Raw genomic sequence first — 24,785 nt, 5'->3', positions numbered from 1 at the left:
TTTGCCTCAATCGCTCTAAGGTCTTGTAAATGTGTTTCGCATCAGCAGGGGTGCCAACCAGCTGACCGCCAGGGTCAGCAGGTAGATGCCGAACAGCGCCAGCGGCGCCAGTGGCTTCACACCTGCGAACGTCAGTGCGAAGAGCACTGCCGTCAGAATCAGTTTTCCCGCCTCACCGGCATAGAAGGACCGGACTATCAGCTGGGCAGAACGCGCTCCGCTGTAACGGAACGCCTTGCGAGCAAAGTACAGATTCGGCAACCACGCAATCAGGCCACCCAATAAGCCGGAATAGCCTGCGACCGATCCCCGGGCAAACCACAGGGTTGCTGCACCGATAAGCAGCAGCACCAGTTGGACGAGCAGCAGGCTAAAAGCCGGCTGGCGATGGAAGGGCAAACGATTGGGCTTGCGGGGTTCCATCTTTACTCACAGTCCTCTGGCGTCGGCTTCACAAATCAACAACTTGGCATACTTTGTGCCGACAAAATTGCGCGCAGAGTATAGGTGGCGCGGCATACCCATTCAACCGTCAGGTAGTGATTTTCCCTAACCCCTACATAGACGTTCGTATCAACGTATGTGGGCGAGTACACCCTGCAACTCGTCGAGGGAGTTGTATCGGATCACCAACTGGCCCTTGCCCTTCTGCCCGTGGCGAATCTGCACGGGAGCGCCCAGGCGCTCAGCCAGGCGCTGTTCCAGACGGCTGATGTCGGGGTCGGTCCTGACCGTTTTGACAGGTTCCTCGGATGTATTGAGCCACTGGCGCACTAGTGCTTCGGTCTGACGCACGGTGAAACCGCGTGCGACAACATGTCGCGCACCCTCAACCTGCCGATTTTCCGGCAGTCCGAGCAATGCGCGGGCATGGCCCATTTCCAGGTCACCATGGGAGAGCAGGGTCTTGATCTCTTCCGGCAGGGCGATCAGCCGCAACAGGTTGGCGACGGTTACGCGGGATTTGCCCACGGCGTCGGCGACCTGTTGCTGGGTCAGCTGGAATTCCTGCTGCAGGCGCTGCAGCGCGGCCGCTTCCTCGATGGGGTTGAGGTCCTCGCGCTGGATGTTCTCGATCAGCGCCATGGCGATGGCAGCTTCATCGGGCACTTCGCGGACCATCGCCGGGATCTTGTCCAGGCCGGCCTGCTGGGTGGCGCGCCAGCGGCGCTCGCCGGCGATGATCTCGTAGCGACCGTTGCCGATGGGGCGCACCACGATGGGCTGCATCACGCCCTGGACCTTGATCGACTGGGCGAGCTCCTCGAGGGCCTGCGGGTCCATGTCGCGGCGGGGCTGGTACTTGCCGCGCTGGATCAGGTCCAGCGGCAGGTGTTGCAGCTCCCTGCTGTCCACCTGAACGGCTTCTTCCTGCAGCGTAGCGGCGCTGGAGCCACTGAGCAGGGCGTCCAGCCCGCGTCCGAGACCTCGTTTCTTGGCGGCCATGCGGGTTCCTTAATCTCTTAGGCGGGTGCGGTGGTGCGGGCGGCACGCTGACGGCGCACCAGCTCGCCGGCCAGCGCCAGGTAGGCGAGGGCACCGCGCGATTGCTTGTCGTAGACCAGCGCCGGCATGCCGAAGCTGGGGGCTTCAGCGAGTCGCACGTTGCGCGGGATCACGGTGGTGTAGAGCTTGTCGCCGAAGTGTTCCTGCAGCTGCGCGCTGACGTCGTTGGTCAGGCTGATGCGCGGGTCGTACATGGTGCGCAGCAGGCCTTCGATCTTCAGCGCCGGGTTCAGGCGCTCGGCGATGCGCTGGATGCTGTTCATCAGGTCGGTCAGCCCTTCCAGTGCGTAGTACTCGCACTGCATGGGGATGATCACGCCGTCCGAGGCGGACAGTGCGTTGACCGTCAGCATCGACAGCGACGGCGGGCAGTCGATGAGGATGAAGTCGTAGTTCTCGCGGATCGGCGCCAGCGCGTGGCGCAGACGATGCTCCTTCATGTCCATCTCCAGCAGCACCACTTCTGCCGCGGTGAGGTCGCGGTTGGCGGGCAGCAGCTGGTAGCCGCCGTGCTCGGAGAACTGCATGGCCTGGGCCAGGTCGCATTCGCCGGTGAGCACGTCGTAGATGGAATGGTCCAGGGACAACTTATCCACACCACTGCCAGTGGTGGCGTTGCCCTGTGGATCGAGGTCGATCAGCAGCACGCGTCGCTTGGTAGCGACCAGCGATGCCGCGAGGTTGATACAGGTCGTGGTCTTGCCGACGCCACCCTTCTGGTTGGCGATCGCGAATACCTTAGCCATGGTTTTCCCCACTCCCCGTCATGCAGTGCGGCGCAGTATCAGCAGATGGCGCTGGCCTTGGCAACCCGGCACCGCCAGAGCGTGTTCGGCTTCGACCCGGAAATCCTCCGGGAGTGCCGCGAGCTCGTCGCTGGGGTGCACGCCTTTCATGGCCAGCCAGTTGGTTCGAGTGTCACCCAGGTGACGCGTCCAGTTCGTGAAGTCTTCGAGGCTGCTGAAAGCCCGGGAGACGATCCCGTTGAACGGCTGCTCGGGCTGGAAGGCTTCCACCCTGCTGTGGATAACCTGCAGGTTGTCGAGCTTGAGCTCCAGCTTCACCTGGGTCAGGAAGCGGGTCTTCTTGCCATTGCTGTCCAGCAGGGTCAGGGACTTTGCGGGGTACAGGATGGCCAGCGGTATGCCGGGCATGCCTCCACCGCTGCCGACATCCAGCCAGCGCTCACCGCCGGCGGCTTCGAATTGCGCGACGATGCTCAGGCTGTCGAGCAGGTGGCGCGAGACCATTTCATCCACATCGCGCACGGCGGTGAGGTTGTAGGCCTTGTTCCACTTGGCCAGCAGGGCCAGGTAGTCCAGCAGGCGTTGCTGGGCAACGGCGTCGATATCCAGGCCGAGCGTCTGGATGCCACGCGCGAGTTCGTCGGCGTGGCGGGCAGTGACCAGGGACATCAGGCGCTCTGCTCCAGCTGACGGCCGGACGAGCGCTTCTTCAGATGGATCAGCAACAGGGAAATCGCCGCCGGGGTCACGCCCGGGATGCGGCCGGCCTGACCGAGGGTTTCCGGTCGGGCATTACCCAGCTTGAGCTGGATCTCCTTCGACAGCCCGGAAATGGACTGGTAGTCGATATCCACAGGCAGGCGGGTGTCCTCGCTGGCACGCAGGCGAGCGATCTCTTCCTGCTGGCGATCGATGTAGCCGGCGTACTTGGTGCGGATCTCCACCTGTTCGGCGACCTGCGGGTCTTCTGCGCCAGCGCCGGTCACTTCGGCCAGGCTGGCGTAGTCGATTTCCGGTCGGGCCAGCAGGTTGAGCAGGTTGTATTCATGGGCCAGCGGCGTACCGAAGCGCTCGGCGATGGCATCGCCCTGCGCAGTGTTCGGGCGAACCCAGGTGCTCTTCAGACGCTGCTCTTCACGCTCGATACCTTCGCGCTTGGCTTCGAATACTGCCCAGCGCTCGTCGTCGATCAGACCCAGCTCGCGGCCTTTCTCGGTCAGGCGCAGGTCGGCATTGTCCTCGCGCAGGATCAGCCGGTATTCGGCGCGCGACGTGAACATGCGGTACGGCTCCTGGGTGCCGAGGGTGATCAGGTCGTCGACCAGTACGCCGATGTAGGCCTCGTCACGACGCGGGCACCAGCTGTCGCGGCCTTGCGAACGCAGTGCGGCGTTGGTGCCGGCGAGCAGGCCCTGGGCGCCGGCTTCTTCGTAGCCGGTGGTGCCGTTGATCTGGCCAGCGAAGAACAGGCCGTCGATGACCTTGGTTTCCAGGCTGTACTTCAGGTCGCGCGGATCGAAGTAGTCGTACTCGATGGCGTAGCCCGGACGGACGATGTGTGCGTTCTCCATGCCGCGGATAGAACGAACGATATCCAGTTGCACGTCGAAGGGCAGCGAAGTGGAGATGCCGTTCGGATAAAGCTCGTGCGTGGTCAGGCCCTCGGGTTCGAGGAAGACCTGATGGCTGTCCTTGTCGGCGAAGCGATGGATCTTGTCTTCGATCGACGGGCAGTAACGCGGGCCGACACCTTCGATCACACCGGAGTACATGGGCGAGCGATCGAGGTTGGACGCGATGATCTCGTGGGTCCGCGAGTTGGTGTGGGTGATCCAGCAACTGACCTGGCGCGGATGCATTTCCCTGGAACCGAGGAAGGACATCACCGGAATCGGGGTATCGCCCGGTTGTTCGGTCATCACGCTGAAATCGACGCTGCGACCATCGATGCGCGGAGGCGTCCCGGTCTTCAGGCGACCGACACGCAGGGGCAGCTCGCGAAGGCGCTTGGCCAGGGCGATGGAGGGCGGATCGCCTGCGCGGCCGCCGGAGTAATTCTGCAGACCGATGTGGATAAGTCCGCCGAGGAAGGTACCGGCGGTGAGCACGACGTTATCCGCATGGAATTTCAGACCCATCTGGGTCACCACGCCGCGCACCTGATCCTGCTCGACGATCAGGTCATCGCAGGATTGCTGGAATATCCAGAGGTTGGGCTGGTTCTCGAGGATTTCACGCACCGCTGCCTTGTAGAGGATGCGGTCTGCCTGTGCACGAGTAGCGCGTACGGCCGGGCCCTTGCGGCTGTTCAGTACGCGGAACTGGATGCCGCCTTTATCGGTAGCCAGCGCCATGGCGCCGCCCAGGGCATCGATTTCCTTGACCAGATGGCTCTTGCCGATCCCACCGATGGCGGGGTTGCAGCTCATCTGGCCGAGGGTTTCCACATTGTGGGTGAGCAGCAGCGTCTTCACGCCCATGCGTGCAGCCGCTAATGCGGCCTCTGTGCCGGCATGGCCGCCGCCGATCACGATCACGTCAAAACGGGAAGGGAAATCCACCACGCACCTCGTGCCTGTTGATCAAGGAGAAAGAAGAGAGCCGGACAGTATAGGGGTTAAGGGCTTTCGATTGAAGGCGCTGAACAAAAAACAGCCAATCGGTTTTGTTCGACGCTATAGAAAATAAAAGAGAGGAACTTTTTTAAATCTTTTTAGAGCTTGTGTTTATGTATGGTGAAGCGGTTTTCTGTGGATAAGCTGATGCAGGCCTTGAATCATCACTGTTTCAGCCGATAACAACCCTGTGTCGATGCTGTCAGGTTGCAGGGGATCTCCCGTGTTCAGCCTGTGGATGAAGTGCCATGTTATCAACAGGTGGATTTATCAACAGGATGGTGCAGGGGTTGTCTACTGAGCTGTACGGTACTTTTCCACAAGGTTCACGAACGCCTGTGGAAGGCGTCTTTTATTCTCTGAAAGCCACGTATCACTAGGCTTAAGATGAATTCATGGCTGTGGATAGATGTTCCAGAGGGAAAACGGAGGCAGCAGGACGCGCGGCGACGGAATGGCTCCGTCACCGGTAGGGAAAGGCCGGGTTGTGGATTACTTGCCGATGCAGAAGCTGGAGAAGATTCGGCCCAGAAGGTCGTCCGGCGTGAAGGCGCCGGTAATCTCGCCAAGTGCCTGCTGGGCCTGGCGCAGGTCCTCGGCCAGCAGTTCGCCCGCGCCGCTCAGGGTGAGCTGTGCGCGGCCGTGTTCGAGGCTGTCTCCTGCCTGGCGCAGGGCCTCGAGGTGCCGCCGGCGGGCGCTGAAGCTGCTCTCGGCGGTCTGCTCGAAGCCCATGCAGGCCTTCAGGTGTTCGCGCAGCAGGTCCAGGCCATTACCGGAACGGGCTGATAGAGTGATCGTAACGTGGCCGTCAGCGCTCTCTTCCAGCCCGATGCACTCTGTGGATAAATCCGCCTTGTTGCGGATCAGGGTCACGTGCGCCGGATCAGGGCGGCTGTCGAGGAACTCTGGCCACAGCGCGAAGGGGTCGCTGGCTTCCGGTGCGGTGGAGTCGACAACCAGGAGTACCCGGTCGGCTTCGTTGATCGCCTTTAGCGCGCGTTCCACGCCGATCTTTTCCACATGGTCGTCGGTGCTGCGCAGGCCGGCGGTATCGATGATGTGCAGCGGCATGCCGTCGATGTGGATATGTTCGCGCAGCACGTCGCGGGTGGTGCCGGCGATATCGGTGACGATGGCGGCTTCGCGGCCGGCCAGAGCGTTCAGCAGGCTCGATTTGCCGGCGTTGGGACGTCCGGCGATCACCACGGTCATGCCATCGCGCAGCAGCGCGCCCTGGCCAGCCTCGCGCAGCACCGAGGCAAGTTCTGCGCGCACCGCATCCAGTTGCGACAGCACATGTCCATCGGCGAGGAAGTCGATTTCCTCTTCCGGGAAGTCGATGGCGGCCTCGACATACATGCGCAGGCCGATCAATTGATCGGTCAGGCTGTGCACACGGCGGGAGAATTCCCCTTGCAGTGAACGCACGGCATTGCGCGCAGCCTGGGCCGAGCTGGCTTCGATAAGGTCGGCGATGGCTTCTGCCTGGGCCAGGTCGAGCTTGTCATTGAGGAACGCGCGTTCGCTGAACTCACCCGGACGGGCCTGGCGCGCTCCCAGCTCCAGGCAACGTTGCAGCAGCATATCCATCACCACCGGGCCGCCGTGGCCCTGGAGCTCAAGCACATCCTCGCCGGTGAAGGAATTCGGGCCGGGGAAGAAGAGCAGCAGGCCTTCGTCGATGACGTCGCCATCATCGGCATGGAACGGCCCGTAGTGCGCATGGCGCGGCTGCGGCTCGCGTCCGCTCAGGGTAATGGCCATGGCGCGGGCACGGGGGCCGGAGACGCGGACGATGCCCACCCCACCACGGCCCTGAGCGGTGGCGACGGCGGCGATGGTTTCACGGGCTGTATTCATGTCGGCGGTCTCGCGGTGGTGTTCATGGCGCGCGGGAAAGCAAAGTTATCCACATAGCAAAACGCCCCACGAGGGGGCGTCTTGTCGATCGGTGTCAGGCTGCGATATCAGGCGGAAGCCTTCTTCGCGGCAGCCTCGATCCGACGGGTAATGTACCACTGCTGCGCGATGGACAGGCAGTTGTTCACAACCCAGTACAGAACCAGGCCGGCCGGGAACCACAGGAAGAAGAAGGTGAAGATGATCGGCATCAGCTTCATCACCTTGGCCTGCATGGGGTCCGGCGGAGTCGGGTTGAGCATCTGCTGAACCAGCATGGTGGCGCCCATGATGATCGGCAGGATGAAGAACGGATCCTTCACCGACAGGTCGACGATCCAACCCAGCCACGGGGCCTGGCGCATCTCGACGCTTTCCAGGAGTACCCAGTACAGGGAGAGGAAGACCGGCATCTGCACCAGGATCGGCAGGCAGCCGCCCAGCGGATTGATCTTCTCCTTCTTGTACAGCTCCATCATCGCCTGGGACATCTTCTGGCGATCGTCGCCATGCTGTTCCTTCAGGGCGGCCAGTTTCGGCGACACGGCGCGCATGCGGGCCATGGAGCGGTAGCTGGCAGCCGACAGCGGGAAGAAGGCCAGTTTGATGACGATGGTCAGGAAGATGATCGACCAGCCCCAGTTACCTACCAGGTTGTGGATATGTTGCAGCAGCCAGAAGATCGGCTGGGCGATGAACCACAGCGGACCGTAGTCGACGGTCAGTTCCAGGCCCGGGGAGAGTTCCTTCAGGTACGCCTGCAGTTTGGGGCCGGCGTACAGGGTCATGCTGGTTTCGCCCTTGGCACCCGGCGCAACCGTCAGGTTGGGGCCGGTGTAGCCGACGATGTAGTTGCCCTGGGCGTCCTTGCGGGTCATCACGCTGTGGGTATCGCCCTTGGCGGGGACCCAGGCGGTGACGAAGTAGTGCTGCAGCCAGGCTACCCAGCCACCCTGGACGGTTTCCTTGAACTGCTCCTTGTCCATGTCCTTCATGGACACTTTTACGTAGGGCTTTTCAGGGGTCCAGACCGCGGCGCCGAGGTAAGTCGACACACCGGTAGCGGTGGTGGAGGACGGGTCGACGCTGGCGTCACGCTTGAGCTGGGCGAACAGCGAGGCGCTCCACGGTTTGTCGCTCTGGTTGTCGATCAGGTAGCTCACGCCGACCTGATAGGCATTGGGGTTGATGCACTCGAGCTTCTTCTGCGCCTTTTCCTTCTCGGTGCAGTCGTTTTTCAGGCCGCGGTGGAAGGTGAAGCGCTTGATGTAGCTGACGCCGTCCTGTGCATAAGTCAGGTCGACGACCATCTGGTCCTGGCCGTCCGCCAGTTCGTAGACGGGTTTAGCCGAAGCGTAGAGCGGGCGCCCGCTGGCAGCGGCGTCCGGACCATTGGCACCGGTCAGGCCGCTCTGGGCCAGATAGGTACGCTGGTTGTCACGCTCGAACAGCGGGAACGGCACATCCGGGCGGTCCTGGCGCAGCGGGTACTGGGTCAGGCCGAGTCTGATCACGTCGCCACCGCGCGGGTCGATGGTCAGGTCCAGAACATCGGTCTTCACGCGGATCAGTTGTTCGCTGGCTACCGCCGGCTTCTGCTCGTTGGGCAGGCTGGCCTGTGCGTTCTGCGTGGTGGGTACGTCAGCGTTGGCCGCGTTGCCGGCAGGCACGGAAGTGTCCGGCAGGCCTTCAGTCTGATTGAAGGTCGCGGTCTGCGCCGGCAGTTCGGGCTGGCCGTAGTCCTTGTTCCACTGGAGAACCAGCGCGTAGGACACGATTGCCAGGGCGACGAATAGGATTGAACGTTTGATGTCCATGGTTACTCGGCCGTCGAGGAAGGGGCGGGCTTGGAAGGGTCTGGCGGTACCGGATCGTAGCCACCGGGGTGCCAGGGATGGCAGCGGCCTAGGCGACGAGCGGCCAGCCAGCCACCACGCAGGAAGCCATGGATTTCAATGGCCTCCTGCGCGTAGCAGGAACAGCTGGGGTAGAAACGACAGTGCCTGCCCATCATGGGACTGATGGCGTAGCGGTAAAACTGGATCAGTAACAGCGCCAGTCTACGCATGGGAACTGTCGGCCACTCCCGGGGATTCTGTCGCAGGTTCCGGATTTGGCCGATTGCGCAACAGGCGCTTCCAGAGTTTGCCGAACTGCTGATGCAGCTCCGGATTCTCCAGATCGCCAAGGCCCTTGCGCGCGATCACCACGATATCCAGACCAGCCAGCTTCTGCTGGTTGAGGCGGAAGGAATCGCGGAGAAGACGTTTAAGGCGGTTACGCTCGACGGCGAGCTTGACGTTCTTTTTGCCGATCACCAGGCCGAGGCGGGGATGATCGAGACCGTTTTCGCGCGCCAGCAGCAGAATGTGCTTGCCGGGAACCTTGGAGGTGGGGGAGTCGAAGACTGCTGTGAATTGCCGGGCTGTCAGAAGACGTTTTTTCCGGCTGAAATCTTGACTCACCACCTGTGTCGGGCAAATCAGACGGTCAGACGCTTGCGGCCCTTGGCGCGACGACGCGACAGAACCTGACGACCGTTCTTGGTGGCCATGCGAGCGCGGAAGCCGTGAACGCGAGCGCGCTTGAGGGTGCTGGGTTGGAAAGTACGTTTCATGATTCGGTACCTGGGTTTGACGACATGAGGTCGCAGTGACCCCGTTTAAAGAGACCGGCGATTCTAGTGAAATCACGCGGTCAGGTCAATTTCCAACCAGCATCGGAAACAAAATCTATAGAAAGGAAGGAAATCTCTTTCTTTAAAGATTGAAGCGATGATTATGTTTATGCAGGCACCTGCCTGTGCATAACTCATCCCAGGGTACGGGGTGAGCGGGCCGCGGCCAATGATAACCTTGTCGGGAAGTGGTGTGCGGCTTGTGGGGAGCCGGTTGGAAAGCTGGGTATGGAATGCAGATTTTTCCACAGGGATTTTTTCCACAGATTGATCCCCTGCGTCGTCCCCTGCCCCATCAAGCTGTTATCCACAAGGTTCAAGGCGCTATTACCCGACCGCCGGTAAAATCATTAACACCTTGATTTTGCTTGTGTCCTGGCACGCTTAACTGTGGATAAGTTGGTCTGGCGGGGATACAATGGCGGTCTGTTTCGCTTTGCGACTTCTTTTGGGGGATATCCGTGTCCGTGGAACTTTGGCAGCAGTGCGTGGAGCTTCTGCGCGACGAGCTGCCGTCCCAGCAATTCAACACCTGGATTCGTCCTTTGCAGGTCGAGGCCGAAGGGGAAGAGTTGCGCGTCTACGCACCCAACCGCTTCGTACTCGACTGGGTCAATGAGAAGTACATGGGGCGCCTGCTGGAGCTGCTGGGCGAGCGTGGCAATGGCCAGATCCCGGCGATTTCGCTGCTGATCGGCAGTCGCCGTAGCCGCACGCCCAGGCCGGCCCTGGTACCGACGCCTCAGGTCAACGTGCAACCGGTCGCGCAACCGGCGGTGGCGCCGATGTCCTTTGCTCCGGCGCCCGTCGCGATGCCTGTTTCCGAGCCCCAGCCAATCCAGGCGGCGCCGGTGCAGACCATCGCCGATCTCGACGAATCTAGCCCGGGGATCGACCCGCTGGCGGCCGCGATGCCCGCAGCTGCCGTGCGCACCGAGCGCAACGTGCAGGTAGAAGGTGCGCTCAAGCACACCAGCTACCTCAACCGCACCTTTACCTTCGAGAACTTCGTCGAGGGTAAATCGAACCAGTTGGCCCGCGCGGCAGCCTGGCAGGTAGCGGACAACCTCAAGCACGGCTACAACCCGCTCTTCCTTTATGGGGGCGTCGGCCTGGGTAAAACCCACTTGATGCACGCTGTGGGTAACCACCTGCTGAAGAAGAATCCCAATGCCAAGGTCGTGTACCTGCATTCGGAACGCTTCGTCGCGGACATGGTGAAAGCGCTGCAGCTGAATGCCATCAACGAGTTCAAGCGTTTCTACCGTTCGGTGGACGCTCTGCTGATCGACGATATTCAGTTCTTCGCCCGCAAGGAGCGTTCCCAGGAAGAGTTTTTCCACACCTTCAACGCCCTCCTCGAAGGCGGCCAGCAGGTCATCCTGACCAGCGACCGTTACCCGAAGGAAATCGAAGGCCTGGAAGAGCGCCTGAAGTCACGCTTCGGCTGGGGCCTGACGGTGGCCGTGGAGCCGCCGGAACTGGAAACCCGCGTGGCGATCCTGATGAAGAAGGCCGAGCAGGCCAAGGTCGAGTTGCCGCATGACGCTGCGTTCTTCATCGCCCAGCGCATTCGCTCCAACGTGCGAGAGCTGGAAGGCGCGCTGAAGCGCGTGATCGCTCACTCCCATTTCATGGGGAGGCCGATCACCATCGAGCTGATCCGCGAGTCGCTGAAGGATCTGCTGGCCCTGCAGGACAAGCTGGTCAGCATCGACAACATCCAACGCACTGTCGCCGAGTACTACAAGATCAAGATCGCCGACCTGCTGTCCAAGCGCCGTTCGCGCTCGGTGGCGCGTCCGCGCCAGGTTGCCATGGCACTTTCCAAGGAACTGACCAACCACAGCCTGCCGGAGATCGGCGTGGCCTTCGGCGGTCGGGATCACACCACGGTGCTGCACGCCTGTCGTAAGATCGCTCAACTCAAGGAATCCGACGCGGATATCCGCGAGGACTACAAGAACCTGCTGCGTACTCTGACCACCTGACGCAGCCTCACGAGGCAAGGGACTAGACCATGCATTTCACTATTCAACGCGAAGCTCTGTTGAAACCCCTGCAGCTGGTCGCTGGCGTCGTCGAGCGCCGCCAGACGCTGCCGGTTCTTTCCAACGTCCTGCTGGTCGTCGAAGGTCAGCAACTGTCGCTCACCGGTACCGACCTCGAAGTCGAGCTGGTTGGCCGTGTCACGCTGGAAGACGCCGCTGAGCCGGGCGAAATCACCGTGCCGGCGCGAAAGCTGATGGACATCTGCAAGAGCCTGCCCAGCGATGCCGTGATCGATATCCGCGTCGACGAGCAGAAGCTCCTGGTGAAAGCCGGCCGCAGCCGCTTCACCCTCTCCACCCTGCCCGCCAATGACTTCCCCACGGTGGAAGAAGGCCCGGGCTCGCTGACTTTCAGCCTGGTGCAGAGCAAGCTGCGTCGCCTGATCGATCGCACCAGCTTCGCCATGGCGCAGCAGGATGTTCGCTATTACCTCAACGGCATGCTGCTGGAAGTCGGTGGCGGTACCTTGCGCGCCGTGGCTACTGACGGTCACCGCCTGGCCATGTGCTCGCTGAGCAATGGCGTGCCGGAAGCACAGGATCGCCATCAGGTGATCGTGCCGCGTAAAGGCATCCTCGAACTGGCTCGTTTGTTGACCGAGCAGGATGGCGAAGTCTCCATCGTTCTTGGCCAGCACCACATCCGCGCGACCACTGGCGAGTTCACCTTCACGTCCAAACTGGTGGACGGCAAGTTCCCCGATTACGAGCGTGTGCTGCCCAAAGGCGGTGACAAGCTGGTGATTGGTGATCGCCAGGTGCTACGTGAAGCCTTCAGCCGTACCGCGATTCTTTCCAATGAGAAGTACCGTGGTATCCGTCTGCAGCTTTCCAACGGCCTCCTGAAAATCCAGGCGAACAACCCGGAGCAGGAAGAGGCGGAAGAAGAAGTGCAGGTCGACTACAACGGCGGCAGCCTGGAAATCGGCTTCAACGTCAGCTATCTGCTGGACGTCCTGGGTGTGATGGGTACCGAGCAGGTACGCATGATCCTCTCTGACTCCAACAGCAGTGCGCTGCTGCAGGAAGCGGACAACGACGATTCTGCCTACGTCGTCATGCCGATGCGCCTCTGACGCGTATCGATGTCCCTTACCCGCCTTTCGGTCACCGCGGTGCGCAACCTGCACCCGGTGACCTTCTCCCCCTCCCCCCGCATCAACATCCTCTACGGCGAAAACGGCAGCGGCAAGACCAGCGTGCTGGAAGCCATCCATCTGCTCGGCCTCGCGCGCTCCTTCCGCAGCATGCGTCTGCAACCTGTCATCCAGTACGAAGAACCGGCCTGCACGGTGTTCGGACAGGTGCGCCTGGGGAATGGCTTCGATAGCAGTCTGGGGGTTTCGCGGGATCGCCAGGGTGAGTTCCAGATTCGTATCGATGGGCAGAATGCACGCAGTGCTGCCCAGCTCGCCGAGACCTTGCCGCTGCAGCTGATCAATCCGGACAGTTTCCGTCTGCTGGAAGGTGCGCCGAAGATTCGCCGGCAGTTTCTCGACTGGGGTGTGTTCCACGTGGAACAACGCTTCATGGTCGCCTGGCAAAGACTGCAGAAGGCCCTGCGGCAGCGGAACTCGTGGCTCCGACATGGTAGACTGGACGGTGCTTCGCAAGCTGCGTGGGACAGGGAATTATGCTCGGCGAGCGACGAAATCGATGCGTATCGTCGGTCCTATATCCAGGCCTTGAAGCCCCAGTTCGAGCGCACTCTGGCCGAGCTCATCCAGCTCAATGACCTGACGCTCAGCTATTACCGGGGATGGGACAAGGAACGCGAATTGAGCGAGGTGCTGTCGTCCAGCCTGTTGCGTGATCAGCAGATGGGCCACACCCAGGCGGGGCCCCAACGGGCGGACCTGCGAATTCGTCTGGGAGGACACAATGCCGCGGAGATCTTGTCCCGCGGTCAACAGAAATTGGTGGTCTGCGCGTTGCGGATCGCCCAGGGGCATTTGATCAACCAGGCGAAGCGCGGGCAATGCGTCTACCTGGTGGACGATCTCCCCTCCGAATTGGATGAGAAGCATCGGTTGTCTTTGTGCCGACTTCTCGAAGATCTGGGTTGCCAGGTATTCATCACCTGCGTCGATCCGCACTTATTGAAAGACGGCTGGCAAATGGAAACGCCGGTGTCGATGTTCCACGTGGAACATGGGCGCGTCTCTCAGGACACTACCATCGGGAGTGAAGAATGAGCGAGAACACCTACGACTCTTCCAGTATCAAGGTACTGAAGGGGCTGGACGCCGTACGTAAGCGTCCGGGCATGTACATCGGTGATACCGACGACGGCACTGGCCTGCACCACATGGTATTCGAGGTCGTGGACAACTCGATCGACGAAGCGCTGGCGGGCTACTGCAGCGAGATCAGCATCACCATTCACACCGATGAATCCATCACCGTGCGCGACAACGGTCGCGGCATTCCGGTGGATATCCACAAGGAAGAAGGGGTCTCCGCGGCCGAGGTCATCATGACCGTCCTTCACGCCGGCGGTAAGTTCGACGACAACAGCTACAAGGTTTCCGGCGGTCTGCACGGCGTAGGTGTGTCGGTGGTGAACGCCCTCTCCCACGAGCTGCGCCTGACCATCCGCCGCGAAGGCAAGGTCTGGGAACAGGTTTATCACCACGGCGTCCCGCAATTCCCGCTGCGCCCAGTGGGCGATACCGAAGGTTCGGGCACAGAGGTTCACTTCAAGCCCTCTCCGGAAACCTTCCACAATATCCACTTCAGCTGGGACATCCTGGCCAAGCGGATCCGTGAACTGTCCTTCCTGAACTCCGGCGTGGGCATCGTCCTGCGCGATGAGCGTGCCGGCAAGGAAGAGCTGTTCAAGTACGAGGGCGGCCTGCGCGCCTTCGTCGAATACCTGAACACCAACAAGACCGCGGTGAACCAGGTCTTCCACTTCAACTGCCAGCGTGAAGAAGACGGTGTCGGCGTGGAAGTTGCCCTGCAGTGGAACGACAGCTTCAACGAGAACATCCTCTGCTTCACCAACAACATTCCCCAGCGTGACGGCGGTACTCACCTGGCGGGCTTCCGCTCTGCCCTCACCCGTCACCTGAACAACTACATCGAACAGGAAGGCCTGGCGAAGAAGTTCAAGATCGCCACCACTGGCGACGACGCCCGTGAAGGTCTGACTGCGATTATTTCGGTGAAGGTGCCGGATCCGAAGTTCAGTTCCCAGACCAAGGACAAGCTGGTTTCCTCGGAGGTGAAGACCGCCGTGGAACAGGAGATGGGCAAGTACTTCGCCGACTTCCTGCTGGAGAACCCGAACGAAGCCAAGGCTGTGGTCGGGAAGATGATCGACGCCGCCCGCGCCCGTGAAGCCGCGCGCAAGGCTCGTGAGATGACCCGCCGCAAGGGCGCGCTGGATATCGCCGGCCTGCCGGGCAAGCTCGCCGACTGCCAGGAGAAGGACCCCGCCCTCTCCGAACTGTACATCGTGGAAGGTGACTCCGCGGGCGGTTCTGCCAAGCAGGGCCGTAACCGCAAGACCCAGGCCATCCTGCCGCTCAAAGGCAAGATCCTCAACGTCGAGAAGGCTCGCTTCGACAAGATGCTGTCCTCCCAGGAGGTCGGAACGCTGATCACTGCGCTGGGCTGCGGTATCGGTCGCGAGGAGTACAACATCGACAAGCTGCGTTACCACAACATCATCATCATGACCGATGCTGACGTCGACGGTTCGCACATCCGTACCCTGCTGCTGACCTTCTTCTTCCGTCAGCTGCCGGAGCTGGTCGAGCGCGGCTACATCTACATCGCCCAGCCGCCGCTGTACAAGGTCAAGCGTGGCAAGCAGGAGCAGTACATCAAGGACGACGTGGCCATGGAAGAGTACATGACCCAGTCGGCCCTCGAAGAGGCCAGCGTGCACGTCAACGAAAGCGCCCCGGGCCTGTCCGGCGAAGCGCTGGAGAAGCTGGTCAACGAGTACCGCACCGTCATGCGTACGCTGTCCCGCCTGTCCCGTCTCTATCCGCAGGACCTGACCGAGCACTTCGTCTACCTGCCGCGCATCGAAGTCGACCAACTGGGCGATCAGGCTGCCATGCAGGGCTGGCTGGACCAGTACCAGGCTCGCCTGAAGGCCGCGGAGAAATCCGGTCTGGTCTACAAGGTCAACCTGCGGGAAGACCGCGAGCGTCACCTGTGGCTGCCGGAGGTCGAAATGGTTGCCCACGGCCTGTCGAGCTACGTCACCTTCAACCGCGACTTCTTCGCCAGCAATGACTACCGCTCGGTGACCGAGCTGGGCGCCAAGCTGAACAGCCTGTTGGAAGAAGGCGCCTATGTGCAGAAGGGCGAGCGCAAGAAGGCCGTCAGCAGCTTCAAGGAAGCCCTGGAGTGGCTGATGACCGAAGGCACCAAGCGTCACAGCATCCAGCGATACAAGGGACTGGGCGAGATGAACCCGGACCAGCTGTGGGAAACCACCATGGACCCGAACGTGCGCCGCATGCTGAAGGTGACCATCGAGGATGCCATCGCCGCCGACCAGCTGTTCAACACCCTGATGGGCGATGCCGTGGAGCCGCGCCGCGACTTCATCGAGAGCAACGCCCTGGCGGTGTCCAACCTGGACGTCTGATTCGGGAAAGCTACAGGCAAAAAGAAAGGGCCCTTCGGGGCCCTTTTCTTTTGTCGGCAGGAGCGTCAGGAGGCTTCGGCGACTGTCTGCGGTGTGGCATCGGCTGGCAGCTCGCCCATTTCGCGCAGGGTCTGCGCAACCCAGTTCTCGGCGCGCTGGTTGAGTTCAGTAATGGCGCGTGCGCCCTCGCCTTCTGCATACATGGCGGGGCCGATCACCACCTGGATGGTGCCGGGGATCTTCGCCCAGCCGTTCTTCGGCCAGCAGTGCCCGGCGTTGTGCGCGATCGGCAGAACCGGCAGGTTGGCGTTGACCGCCAGCGCCGCGCCGCCGCGGGAGAACTTGCCGATCTGGCCCGTGGGAACGCGGGTGCCTTCCGGGAAGATCAGTACCCAGGCGCCCTGCTTGAGGCGTTCGTCGCCCTGCTTGGCGATCTGCTTGAGGGCCAGCTTCGGCTGGTCGCGGTTGATCGCAATGGGCTTGAGCAGCGCCATGGCCCAGCCGAAGAAGGGAACGAACAGCAGCTCGCGCTTGAGCACCTGGCTGAGTGGCTCGAAGTAGCCGGTGAGGAAGAAGGTCTCCCAGGTGCTCTGGTGCTTGGCGAGGATCACGCAGGGCTGGTCCGGGATGTTCTCCGCGCCCTTGAGTTCGTAGCGCACGCCTACCATCACGCCGGCGAGCCAGACGGCGAACTTGCACCAGGCCTGCGCGATGAATCGGTAGCGCGCGCGGAATGGCAGGAAGGGCGCGATGAGCAGGCTGAGGGTGCCCCAGACGAAGGCGCTGGACGACAGCAGCAGGTAGAAGAGAACGGTTCTGATGGCCTGCACTATCGACATGGGAGATGGATCCTCAGGAAAGTAGGTGGTCGGCAACCGCTGCCAGATCGTCGAATACCAGCGTGCCTTCAGGCAACGACTTGGCCAACGTACGCTCGCCCTTGCCGGTCTTTACCAACACGGGCAGACAATCGACGGCCAGCGCGGCGTCCAGGTCACCCCGGCTGTCACCAACGAACCAGACTCCTTTCAGATCTGCGCGGTAGTGCTGGGCTATCTGTCGCAGCATACCGGGTTTCGGCTTGCGGCAGTCGCAGCCGTCGTCGGGACCATGGGGACAGTAGACCACCATCCCGAGTTCACCGCCCTGCTCCGCCACCAGTTCGCGCAGGCGCGCGTGCATGCTTTCCAGCGTCGCCAGGTCGTAATAGCCGCGGGCGATGCCGGACTGGTTGGTGGCCACGGCTACGGTCCAGCCGGCTTTGCTGAGGCGCGCGATGGCGGTGATGGCGCTGGGGATCGGAATCCACTCGGCGAGGGATTTGATGTAGTCGTCGGAATCCTGGTTGATGACGCCGTCGCGATCGAGGATCAGTAGCTTCATGGGGGCTTCGGTAAGTCAGACGCGTGGAGGAGTCGGAAACGAAAAAGCCGGGAGTCCGTTACGGCGAACCGCTTCGAACTCCCGGCTTCCTCAGGCAGGCATCAACCCAGCAGCGAGATGTCGGCGACGCCGAGGAACAGCCCGCGCAGCTTGGCCAGCAGCGCGTAGCGGTTGGCCTTCACGGCGCTGTCGTCCGCGTTGACCAGCACTTCCTCGAAGAAGGCATCGACCGGCGCGCGCAACGCCGCCAGTTGGGCCAGGGCTGCACGATAATCGCGAGCCGCGGCCAGCGGGGCTACTTCCGCTTCGGCGCTTGCCACGGCGCTGCCAAGGGCCTTCTCGGCGGTCTCGGCGAACAGGCTGGCGTTGACGGCGGCAGGCACGTCGCCTTCGGCCTTGGCCAGGATGTTCGACACGCGCTTGTTGGCGGCGGCCAGGGCGGCTGCTTCAGGCAACTGGCGGAACGCCTGAACGGCCTGCACGCGCTGGTCGAAGTCCAGCGGAGCGGTCGGCTTGAGCGCGCGCACGGCCTGGTATACGGCTACGTCCACGCCTTCGTCCTCGTAGCGAGCACGCAGGCGGTCGAAGACGAAGTCCTGTACCTGCTCGGACAGACCCTCGGCCTTCACCTTGTCGCCGTACTGGGCCACGGCGACGCCGATGGCATCGACCAGATCCAGGTCCAGCTGCTTCTCGATGAGGATGCGCAGCACGCCCAGGGCGGCACGGCGCAGGGCGTACGGGTCCTTGCTGCCGGTGGGCAGCATGCCGATGCCGAAGATGCCGACCAGGGTGTCAAGTTTGTCGGCCACGGCGACCGCGGCACCGGTCAGGGTGCCCGGCAGTTCCGCGCCAGCGCCGCGCGGCATGTACTGCTCGTTCAGCGCCAGGGCGACGTCCTTGGCTTCGCCACCGGCAGTGGCGTAGTAGTAACCGGCGATGCCTTGCATCTCGGGGAACTCGCCGACCATCTCGGTGGCCAGGTCGCACTTGGAGAGGATGCCGGCGCGGGCGGCGTTGGTCGCGTCACCGCCGATGTGCTCGGCGATGTAGGCGGCCAGCTTGGACACGCGCTCGGCCTTCTCGTAGACGGTGCCGAGCTGGGCCTGGAACACCACGTTCTTCAGGCGAGCGTTGAAGGCTTCCAGCGGCTGCTTCTGGTCCTGTTTGAAGAAGAATTCGGCGTCGGTCAGGCGCGGGCGCACGACCTTCTCGTTGCCGGAAACAATGTTCTCCGGCGCCTTGCTCTCGACGTTGGCCACGGTGATGAAGCGCGGCAGCAGCTTGCCGTTGGCATCCAGCAGGCAGAAGTACTTCTGGTTGTCCTGCATGGTGGTGATCAGGGCTTCCTGCGGCACGGCGAGGAAGCGCTCCTCGAAGGAGCACACCAGCGGCACCGGCCACTCGACCAGCGCGGTCACTTCATCCAGCAGGTCGGCCGGGACGATGGCGCTGCCCTTCTGCTCGGCGGCCAGTTCGGCAACGCGCCTGGAGATGATCTCGCGGCGCTCGGCGAAGTCGGCCAGCACGTGGGCACTGCGCAGGTCTTCCAGGTAGTTGGCCGGAGCGGTGATGCGCACGTTGGCCGGATTGTGGAAGCGATGGCCGCGGGATTCGCGACCGGCTTTCTTGGTGAGGATCTCGCAGTCGACGACGTCATCGCCGAACAGCATCACCAGCCACTGGGTCGGACGCACGAACTCTTCGCGACGGGCAGCCCAGCGCATGCGCTTGGGAATCGGCAGCTCGTTCAGCGAGGTTTCGACGATGCCCGGCAGCAGGCCAACGGCGGGCTGGCCGGCGATGGTCTGGCTGAATTTCAGCTTCGGGCCGCTCTTGTCGATCAGTTCCAGGTCCACGCCGCACTTCTTGGCGAAGCCCAGGGCGGCCTGGGTCGGGTTGCCGCTGGCGTCGAAGGCAGCCTGCACCGGCGGGCCGTCGAGGTTCACGGTGCGGTCGGGCTGCTGCACGGCAAGCTGGTCGATCTGCACGGCCAGGCGGCGCGGCGCGGCGTAGCAGCGTGCGGCGGCGTAGGTCAGGCCAGCGGCCTTCAGGCCCTTCTCGATGCCGGCCAGGAAGGCTTCACCGAGGCTCTTCAGCGCCTTGGGTGGCAGCTCTTCAGTGCCCAGTTCGACGAGGAAATCCTTCGCGCTCATTATTCGGCCTCCTTCAGCTTGGCCAGTACTTCATCACGCAATTCGGGGGTGGCCATCGGGAAGCCGAGGCGGGCGCGGGCCTGCAGGTAGCTCTGCGCCACGGCGCGGGCCAGGGTGCGCACGCGCAGGATGTAGCGCTGGCGCTCGGTCACCGAGATGGCGCGGCGGGCGTCCAGCAGGTTGAAGGTGTGCGAGGCCTTGAGGACCATCTCGTAGGTCGGCAGCGGCAGTTGCAGCTCGATCAGGCGGTTGGCTTCGCTTTCGTAGAAGTCGAACAGCTCGAACAGTTTCTCGACGTTGGCGTGCTCGAAGTTGTAGGTCGACTGTTCCACTTCGTTCTGGTGGAACACGTCGCCATAGGTGACCTTGCCGAACGGGCCGTCGGCCCACACCAGGTCGTACACCGAGTCGACGCCCTGGATGTACATGGCCAGGCGCTCCAGGCCGTAGGTGATCTCACCGGTGACCGGGTAGCACTCGATACCGCCCACTTGCTGGAAGTAAGTGAACTGGGTGACTTCCATGCCGTTCAGCCAGATTTCCCAGCCCAGGCCCCAGGCGCCAAGGGTCGGCGATTCCCAGTTGTCCTCGACGAAACGGATGTCGTGCACCAGCGGGTCGATGCCGATGGCCTGCAGCGAGCCCAGGTACAGCTCCTGGAAGTTTTCCGGGTTGGGCTTGAGGACTACCTGGAACTGGTAGTAGTGCTGCAGGCGGTTTGGGTTTTCACCGTAGCGACCGTCGGTGGGGCGGCGGCTGGGTTGCACGTACGCCGCGTTCCAGGTTTCCGGGCCCACGGCGCGGAGGAAGGTGGCGGTGTGGAAGGTGCCGGCGCCTACTTCCATGTCGTAGGGCTGCAGCACCACACAGCCCTGATCGGCCCAGTATTTTTGCAGGGCGAGGATCAGGTCCTGGAAGGTGGGCACGGCGGGCGTAGTCTGGCTCACGAATTTCACCTGTGCTGGATATGCGACTAAAACCCGGCAGTATACCGCAAGACGCTTGCAGCTTGGGCTTCTCAGCGATTTCCGGCCGCCCGGCGGGAGTTCACGAATCGACCGGAAAATTTGCCGGATGACTGTATTTTCATACAGTGAATTGTCTATAGTCGGGCTTTCTCTGTCAGGACGACCGCCATGCCTCGTTGCTTCTGGTGTAACGACGACCCGCTGTACATCGCCTACCACGATGCCGAATGGGGAGTGCCCCAGCGCGATCCGCAGGCGTTATTCGAGATGCTCATCCTTGAAGGCGCGCAGGCGGGCCTGTCGTGGATCACCGTGCTGAAGAAGCGCGAGCGCTACCGCGAGGTGCTGTTCGGCTTCGATCCCGAGCGCCTGGCGCGCATGAGCGACGAGGAGATCGAGGAGCGCATGCAGGACCCGGGCATCATCCGCAACTTCGCCAAGCTCAAGGCGGCGCGGCAGAACGCCCGGGCCTGGCTGGAGCTGGAAGACCCGGTGACGTTCCTCTGGTCCTTCGTCGGCGGCAAGCCGAAGATCAATCACTTCAGCGAACGCGGCCAGGTGCCGGCAGTGACGCCCGAGGCCGAGGCCATGAGCAAGGCGCTGCGCAAGGCCGGTTTCAATTTCGTTGGCCCGACCATCTGCTACGCCTTCATGCAGGCCACCGGCATGGTGATGGACCACACCACCGACTGCGACCGCTACACCCAGCTGACCCGCGCCTAAGGCAGCGAGCTGGCCAGGGTGACCGCCAGCCATGGTCCCGTGGAGCGCCCGGAAAGCGCCGACCAGTACCAGGCCGAGGTATCGGAGAAGGACTGGCCGGCAGCGTCCTGGATGTAGTCGCAGACCTGCAACTTCACGCCGTCGCGCGTGACGACGAAGCAGCGCTGCAAACCTTCCGCTCCCACTCGCTTGCGCAGTTGCGTCTGCTCGACGCGGTAGCCGACGGCGCGGAAGCAGTCTTCCGCCGGGTGCAGCTTGCGCGTCGGCCGCAGCACCTGGCGCAGCACGATACTGCGCTGGCCATCGGTGAAGCGGCCGAGCCGGCCGGGGAAGTCTTCGGCAAAGCGTTGCTCCACCGGAGAAAGAGCGAGCGGCCGCAACAGGCGACCCTCGAACTGCGCCGGCCATTCGTGAGGGGCGATCGCGTTTGCGGAGGCGGAACCCGGCGCCAACAGCGGCCAGACCATCGCCAGCAGCAATGCGCCCAGGAAAGTTGCCTGGACGTTTGCCGGTGCCGTGGAGCATGCCGCCTCGCCCAGCGCAGGCGCGTCGAATGAACGCCGCCCGATCACCTGCAGGATCATCCCGCACACCGCCGCGAACACCAGCAAGCCGACGCCTTCGTGAGCCCAGCCGGGAAATCCGCTCGCCCCGCTTTCGCCCCACACCAGCAGCGTGTTGCGCAGGATATTGCCGCCCAGCACCAGCATGCCTACCAGCGGCAACCGGCGCAGTAGCAACCGATCCGGCAGCCGCAGCCAGGCCGCCAGCGTGCAGGCGGTGAAGTAGCCGACCCAGGCCATCTGGATGCCCGAGCAGGGCGCATCGACCATTACCCACTGGCCATCGATCAGCAGCGCACTGCCCTGGCGCTCCACCGACCAGGGGCCGAGGCGCAACAGCCAGGCGCTGACCTCGGCGGTGATCACCCGCAGCGGATAACCGACGAAGAATTGCAGCGACGACAGCAGCGGCAGCGACAGGAAGCCCAGGCCGAGCCAGGACAGCCAGGGTTGATCGGGCGAGCGCAGGCTGAGGATCACCAGCAACAGCGCCAGCACCGAGACCAGCCCGCGCAACAGCGGCGGCAGCAGCGACTGGCTGAGCGCCGCCACCAGCAGCAAGGCCACCGCGAGCGCCAGCCAGGTCGGGCGTGGCTGCGCCCGCTGGCCGGAGCGGTCGCGCCAGAGCAACAGCCCCAGCGCTGCCAGGGCGATGATCCCCAGCGGATCGTCCGAACCATCTCCCAGCCGGCGTACCGCCCACAACCAACTGGGCCAGGCGGCGAGCGCGGCGAGTGCCAACCAGCTCCAGCCGGGCAGGCGGCGCGTCATGCCGCTTTCCTCCGCCACCACCATGCGCCAAGGCCGGCGAGCAGCAGCATGGCCCAGACGCCGGGTTCGGGTGTGCCCGGCACCGTGCTGCCGATGGCGCTGTTGTTCACGCCCTGGGGCAGCGGCAGCGGTTGGTCGACGGACTTGCTCGCCTGCGGATCGGCGTTGCGCACTTGCTGGTCGACGGCGATGAACGAGGTGTAAGGAGTGAGCAACTGGTACTTCAGGCCGAGGTCGAGAATCTGCGAGCTGAACTCGAAGCCGCCATCGAGGGCTTCCTGGTCCATCAGGCTGGCCAGCCGTTTGCGCGCCCAGAGGTGAGCGAGTGCGTCGCCGTTTTCGTCGAGGCTGGTAGTGCTGATGGGCAGGCGCGCCTGGAACGGGCCGTCCGCCGAGTGGGCGTCGATGCGCAGTTCGCCGCGGGGCTCGCCCTTCCATTTGCCGAACAGTACCAGCGGGCGGTTGGCGAAGAGGTCGGGCAGTTGCTGGGGTTCGACGTCGTAGACCTCCAGCCCTTCGAAGCTTGCGTGAATACCTTGCAGCAGCGGGCTGTCGATCATGCGGCGCAAGCGTTCGGCCTGCTCGCCGGCCGAACGCTGGTCGGTGACGATGAAGGGCTCGCCCTGCCCTGCCCGTGCCAGGCCCTCAATCAGGCTGTGGTTCACCGAGCTGCCGATGCCGAAGGCGAACAGGTTGGCCTTGTTCAGGTTCTCGCGGACCAGTTGGTAGGCGCTGCTTTCGACGCTGACGAAGCCGTCGGTGATCACCACGAAGCTGCGCGAACGCTCCGGGGCGGTGGGCATCGCCAGCGCTTCCCGCAGGGCCGGCATCAGTTCGGTGCCGCCGGCGCCTTGCTCGCCATCGAGCATGTCGGTGGCGCGGCGGAGGTTGGCCGGCGTGGCCGCCAGGGAGGTGTCGGCGAGCTTGCGGTTGTCGCCGGAGAACAGCAGCAGGTTGAAGGTGTCGCTGGGCCGCAGGCGGCCGATCAGGTCGCGCAGCAGGGCCTTGGTGGTGTCCAGCGGGAAACCGTTCATGGAGCCGGACACGTCGACGATGAACACGTAGTCCCGCGGCACGATGAGCTTGGTATCCGGCGCGCGCGGTGGCGTGACCATGGCGAGGAAGAAGTTCTCCTGCGCGCCGTGCGACAGCAGCAGGCCGCTTTGCACCTGATCGCCGCCCAGGCGGTAGTCGAGGATGAAGTCGCGGTTGTTGCCGGTGGCCTCGTCGGCGGCCAGGTGGAGGGTGGCGCGCTGACCGTCACGCTGGATGTCGATGTGGTGCGAGGGCGAAGCGATCTCGCCGATCTGCACCGGCGCGAGCAACTCCATCTGCAGGGCGAATTGCGTGGCCGAGGGTTGGCCCTGTTGCAGGTAGGGCGTCGAGATCCACGGCTGGTTGCCGCTGCCGGAAGTGCCTTTGCCGTTGTAGCGCGGGCCGACCACGGTGGGGAACACGAACTGGTAGCGTCCGTCAGTGGGCACCAGCAGCTCGCTGTAGCGCAGCTCTACCTGCACCACGTCGCCGGGCAGGATGTTGGCGACCTGCATCTGGAACACGTTCTCGCGCTCCTGCTCCAGCAACGCGGCGGTTTTGCCCGCGCTCTTGGCCTGCTGGTACTCGGCCTGGGCCTTCTGCTTCTCGCGGATCTGCGCCTGGATCACCCGTTCGCCAAGGCGCACGGTCATGCCGTGGACTGCAGCGCGGGTCGAGGCGGGGAAAACATAGCGCGCTTCCAGCGGCGTCGCGCCCTGGTTGCGATATTCCTGGGTCACCGTCACCTCGGCGATGTTGCCGAGCACGCGGGCATCCACGCGGGTCGCCTTGAGCGGGAGTGCATCGACGGATGCGTCGGTGCTCTCGACGAAGAAGTAGGGGCTGGCATTGTTTTCATTCAAGGCGCTGCCTTCGTCGGCCAACGCCGCCAGGCTGGCGCTCATGGCCATCAGCAGGCAGCACAACCGTGCAAGTAAGGGTCGGGTACGCATCGCGGGCCTCCGGGCCTATGGATCGGATGGCCGCAGGTTGCGCGCGCGCCGTGGGCGCAATGTGCTCGCTGGGTGGAGATTGTGTGGAGCCTCGATGGCGCCCGAAATGCCGGCGCGAGCGGCTACAATG

Annotated in this window: 20 protein-coding genes and 1 pseudogene; 5 read left to right on the top strand and 16 right to left on the bottom strand. The window is 63.1% G+C overall.

Features of this window, described 5'->3' with window-relative positions; all coding sequences use genetic code 11:
- Window positions 1-15: 15 nt before the first annotated feature.
- The 10 genes from G4G71_RS02865 to rpmH all read right to left on the bottom strand — a co-directional run bounded on the left by G4G71_RS02865 (window position 16) and on the right by rpmH (window position 9,383).
- Window positions 16-423: a F0F1 ATP synthase subunit I gene (locus G4G71_RS02865; protein ID WP_169935331.1), complete on the bottom strand. Its 408-nt coding sequence runs from the start codon at window positions 421-423 to the stop codon at window positions 16-18.
- Window positions 424-573: 150 nt separating this feature from the next.
- Window positions 574-1,446 carry a ParB/RepB/Spo0J family partition protein gene (locus G4G71_RS02860; RefSeq protein ID WP_169935330.1) on the bottom strand — a complete coding sequence of 291 codons (873 nt, stop codon included), beginning with the start codon at window positions 1,444-1,446 and terminating at the stop codon, window positions 574-576.
- Between the two features lie 17 nt (window positions 1,447-1,463).
- Window positions 1,464-2,252, bottom strand: coding sequence for a ParA family protein (locus G4G71_RS02855; RefSeq protein ID WP_024765005.1), 789 nt, complete (start codon window positions 2,250-2,252; stop codon window positions 1,464-1,466).
- An 18-nt stretch (window positions 2,253-2,270) separates the two neighbouring features.
- A complete protein-coding gene (rsmG, locus tag G4G71_RS02850; protein WP_169935329.1) occupies window positions 2,271-2,921 on the bottom strand; it encodes a 16S rRNA (guanine(527)-N(7))-methyltransferase RsmG in 651 nt (216 codons plus the stop codon).
- Entirely contained in the window at window positions 2,921-4,813 is a 1,893-nt protein-coding gene (mnmG, locus tag G4G71_RS02845; RefSeq protein ID WP_169935328.1) for a tRNA uridine-5-carboxymethylaminomethyl(34) synthesis enzyme MnmG, read from the bottom strand. The genes rsmG and mnmG overlap by 1 nt, the downstream gene beginning before the upstream one ends.
- A gap of 546 nt (window positions 4,814-5,359) precedes the next feature.
- Complete coding sequence (gene mnmE, locus G4G71_RS02840; protein WP_169935327.1) at window positions 5,360-6,727, bottom strand: tRNA uridine-5-carboxymethylaminomethyl(34) synthesis GTPase MnmE; 1,368 nt, start codon at window positions 6,725-6,727, stop codon at window positions 5,360-5,362.
- A 107-nt stretch (window positions 6,728-6,834) separates the two neighbouring features.
- On the bottom strand, window positions 6,835-8,583 hold the full coding sequence (gene yidC, locus G4G71_RS02835; RefSeq protein WP_169935326.1) for a membrane protein insertase YidC: 1,749 nt from the start codon (window positions 8,581-8,583) through the stop codon (window positions 6,835-6,837).
- A 2-nt stretch (window positions 8,584-8,585) separates the two neighbouring features.
- Complete coding sequence (gene yidD, locus G4G71_RS02830; protein ID WP_037007231.1) at window positions 8,586-8,834, bottom strand: membrane protein insertion efficiency factor YidD; 249 nt, start codon at window positions 8,832-8,834, stop codon at window positions 8,586-8,588.
- The gene (rnpA, locus tag G4G71_RS02825; RefSeq protein WP_169935325.1) at window positions 8,827-9,234 is read right to left on the bottom strand and encodes a ribonuclease P protein component; all 408 of its coding nucleotides are present in this window, start codon (window positions 9,232-9,234) and stop codon (window positions 8,827-8,829) included. Before rnpA ends, yidD begins: the two co-directional genes overlap by 8 nt.
- 14 nt (window positions 9,235-9,248) lie before the next feature.
- Complete coding sequence (gene rpmH / locus G4G71_RS02820) at window positions 9,249-9,383, bottom strand: 50S ribosomal protein L34 (protein WP_003100258.1); 135 nt, start codon at window positions 9,381-9,383, stop codon at window positions 9,249-9,251.
- Window positions 9,384-9,904: 521 nt separating this feature from the next.
- Here rpmH and dnaA point away from each other — a divergent pair.
- The 4 genes and pseudogenes from dnaA (at window position 9,905) to gyrB (ending at window position 16,103) form a co-directional block, all read left to right on the top strand.
- On the top strand, window positions 9,905-11,434 hold the full coding sequence (gene dnaA, locus G4G71_RS02815) for a chromosomal replication initiator protein DnaA (protein WP_169935324.1): 1,530 nt from the start codon (window positions 9,905-9,907) through the stop codon (window positions 11,432-11,434).
- Between the two features lie 29 nt (window positions 11,435-11,463).
- Window positions 11,464-12,570: a DNA polymerase III subunit beta gene (dnaN, locus tag G4G71_RS02810; RefSeq protein WP_024765010.1), complete on the top strand. Its 1,107-nt coding sequence runs from the start codon at window positions 11,464-11,466 to the stop codon at window positions 12,568-12,570.
- Window positions 12,571-12,579: 9 nt separating this feature from the next.
- Window positions 12,580-13,682 (top strand): annotated as a pseudogene (recF, locus tag G4G71_RS02805) (DNA replication/repair protein RecF).
- A 3-nt stretch (window positions 13,683-13,685) separates the two neighbouring features.
- Entirely contained in the window at window positions 13,686-16,103 is a 2,418-nt protein-coding gene (gene gyrB, locus G4G71_RS02800) for a DNA topoisomerase (ATP-hydrolyzing) subunit B (protein ID WP_169935322.1), read from the top strand.
- A 65-nt stretch (window positions 16,104-16,168) separates the two neighbouring features.
- On the opposite strand, the gene G4G71_RS02795 is transcribed toward gyrB, so the two are convergent.
- The 4 genes from G4G71_RS02795 to glyQ all read right to left on the bottom strand — a co-directional run bounded on the left by G4G71_RS02795 (window position 16,169) and on the right by glyQ (window position 20,589).
- On the bottom strand, window positions 16,169-16,942 hold the full coding sequence (locus G4G71_RS02795; RefSeq protein WP_169935321.1) for a lysophospholipid acyltransferase family protein: 774 nt from the start codon (window positions 16,940-16,942) through the stop codon (window positions 16,169-16,171).
- A gap of 13 nt (window positions 16,943-16,955) precedes the next feature.
- Window positions 16,956-17,486, bottom strand: coding sequence for a D-glycero-beta-D-manno-heptose 1,7-bisphosphate 7-phosphatase (gene gmhB / locus G4G71_RS02790; protein WP_169935320.1), 531 nt, complete (start codon window positions 17,484-17,486; stop codon window positions 16,956-16,958).
- 101 nt (window positions 17,487-17,587) lie between these two features.
- Window positions 17,588-19,642 carry a glycine--tRNA ligase subunit beta gene (glyS, locus tag G4G71_RS02785; protein ID WP_169935319.1) on the bottom strand — a complete coding sequence of 685 codons (2,055 nt, stop codon included), beginning with the start codon at window positions 19,640-19,642 and terminating at the stop codon, window positions 17,588-17,590.
- The gene (gene glyQ, locus G4G71_RS02780; protein WP_015474809.1) at window positions 19,642-20,589 is read right to left on the bottom strand and encodes a glycine--tRNA ligase subunit alpha; all 948 of its coding nucleotides are present in this window, start codon (window positions 20,587-20,589) and stop codon (window positions 19,642-19,644) included. The genes glyS and glyQ overlap by 1 nt, the downstream gene beginning before the upstream one ends.
- 189 nt (window positions 20,590-20,778) lie before the next feature.
- On the opposite strand from glyQ, the gene G4G71_RS02775 reads away from it, so the two are divergent.
- Complete coding sequence (locus tag G4G71_RS02775; protein WP_169935318.1) at window positions 20,779-21,333, top strand: DNA-3-methyladenine glycosylase I; 555 nt, start codon at window positions 20,779-20,781, stop codon at window positions 21,331-21,333.
- Here G4G71_RS02775 and xrtQ read toward each other — a convergent pair.
- Both xrtQ and G4G71_RS02760 read right to left on the bottom strand, forming a co-directional pair.
- Complete coding sequence (gene xrtQ / locus G4G71_RS29890) at window positions 21,330-22,667, bottom strand: exosortase Q (RefSeq protein ID WP_205896256.1); 1,338 nt, start codon at window positions 22,665-22,667, stop codon at window positions 21,330-21,332. The two genes, G4G71_RS02775 and xrtQ, sit on opposite strands and share 4 nt — an antisense overlap.
- On the bottom strand, window positions 22,664-24,655 hold the full coding sequence (locus G4G71_RS02760; protein WP_169935317.1) for a VIT domain-containing protein: 1,992 nt from the start codon (window positions 24,653-24,655) through the stop codon (window positions 22,664-22,666). Before G4G71_RS02760 ends, xrtQ begins: the two co-directional genes overlap by 4 nt.
- Window positions 24,656-24,785: the final 130 nt, after the last annotated feature.

This window comes from Pseudomonas multiresinivorans (assembly GCF_012971725.1).
In the GTDB taxonomy this organism is placed as follows: domain Bacteria; phylum Pseudomonadota; class Gammaproteobacteria; order Pseudomonadales; family Pseudomonadaceae; genus Pseudomonas; species Pseudomonas multiresinivorans.
The sequence above is the reverse complement of the archived record's forward strand: the minus strand, read 5'-3'. Positions and strand labels throughout refer to the sequence as shown.

Bases quoted from the DNA above. Each gene is read 5' to 3' on its own strand.
- G4G71_RS02795 (WP_169935321.1), bottom strand. From the start codon at position 16,942: ATGTCGATAGTGCAGGCCATCAGAACCGTTCTCTTCTACCTGCTGCTG.
- G4G71_RS02855 (WP_024765005.1), bottom strand. From the start codon at position 2,252: ATGGCTAAGGTATTCGCGATCGCCAACCAGAAGGGTGGCGTCGGCAAG.
- G4G71_RS02775 (WP_169935318.1), top strand. From the start codon at position 20,779: ATGCCTCGTTGCTTCTGGTGTAACGACGACCCGCTGTACATCGCCTAC.
- gyrB (WP_169935322.1), top strand. From the start codon at position 13,686: ATGAGCGAGAACACCTACGACTCTTCCAGTATCAAGGTACTGAAGGGG.
- mnmE (WP_169935327.1), bottom strand. From the start codon at position 6,727: ATGAATACAGCCCGTGAAACCATCGCCGCCGTCGCCACCGCTCAGGGC.
- xrtQ (WP_205896256.1), bottom strand. From the start codon at position 22,667: ATGACGCGCCGCCTGCCCGGCTGGAGCTGGTTGGCACTCGCCGCGCTC.
- dnaN (WP_024765010.1), top strand. From the start codon at position 11,464: ATGCATTTCACTATTCAACGCGAAGCTCTGTTGAAACCCCTGCAGCTG.
- rpmH (WP_003100258.1), bottom strand. From the start codon at position 9,383: ATGAAACGTACTTTCCAACCCAGCACCCTCAAGCGCGCTCGCGTTCAC.
- rsmG (WP_169935329.1), bottom strand. From the start codon at position 2,921: ATGTCCCTGGTCACTGCCCGCCACGCCGACGAACTCGCGCGTGGCATC.
- glyS (WP_169935319.1), bottom strand. From the start codon at position 19,642: ATGAGCGCGAAGGATTTCCTCGTCGAACTGGGCACTGAAGAGCTGCCA.
- G4G71_RS02860 (WP_169935330.1), bottom strand. From the start codon at position 1,446: ATGGCCGCCAAGAAACGAGGTCTCGGACGCGGGCTGGACGCCCTGCTC.
- gmhB (WP_169935320.1), bottom strand. From the start codon at position 17,486: ATGAAGCTACTGATCCTCGATCGCGACGGCGTCATCAACCAGGATTCC.
- G4G71_RS02760 (WP_169935317.1), bottom strand. From the start codon at position 24,655: ATGCGTACCCGACCCTTACTTGCACGGTTGTGCTGCCTGCTGATGGCC.
- yidC (WP_169935326.1), bottom strand. From the start codon at position 8,583: ATGGACATCAAACGTTCAATCCTATTCGTCGCCCTGGCAATCGTGTCC.
- yidD (WP_037007231.1), bottom strand. From the start codon at position 8,834: ATGCGTAGACTGGCGCTGTTACTGATCCAGTTTTACCGCTACGCCATC.
- G4G71_RS02865 (WP_169935331.1), bottom strand. From the start codon at position 423: ATGGAACCCCGCAAGCCCAATCGTTTGCCCTTCCATCGCCAGCCGGCT.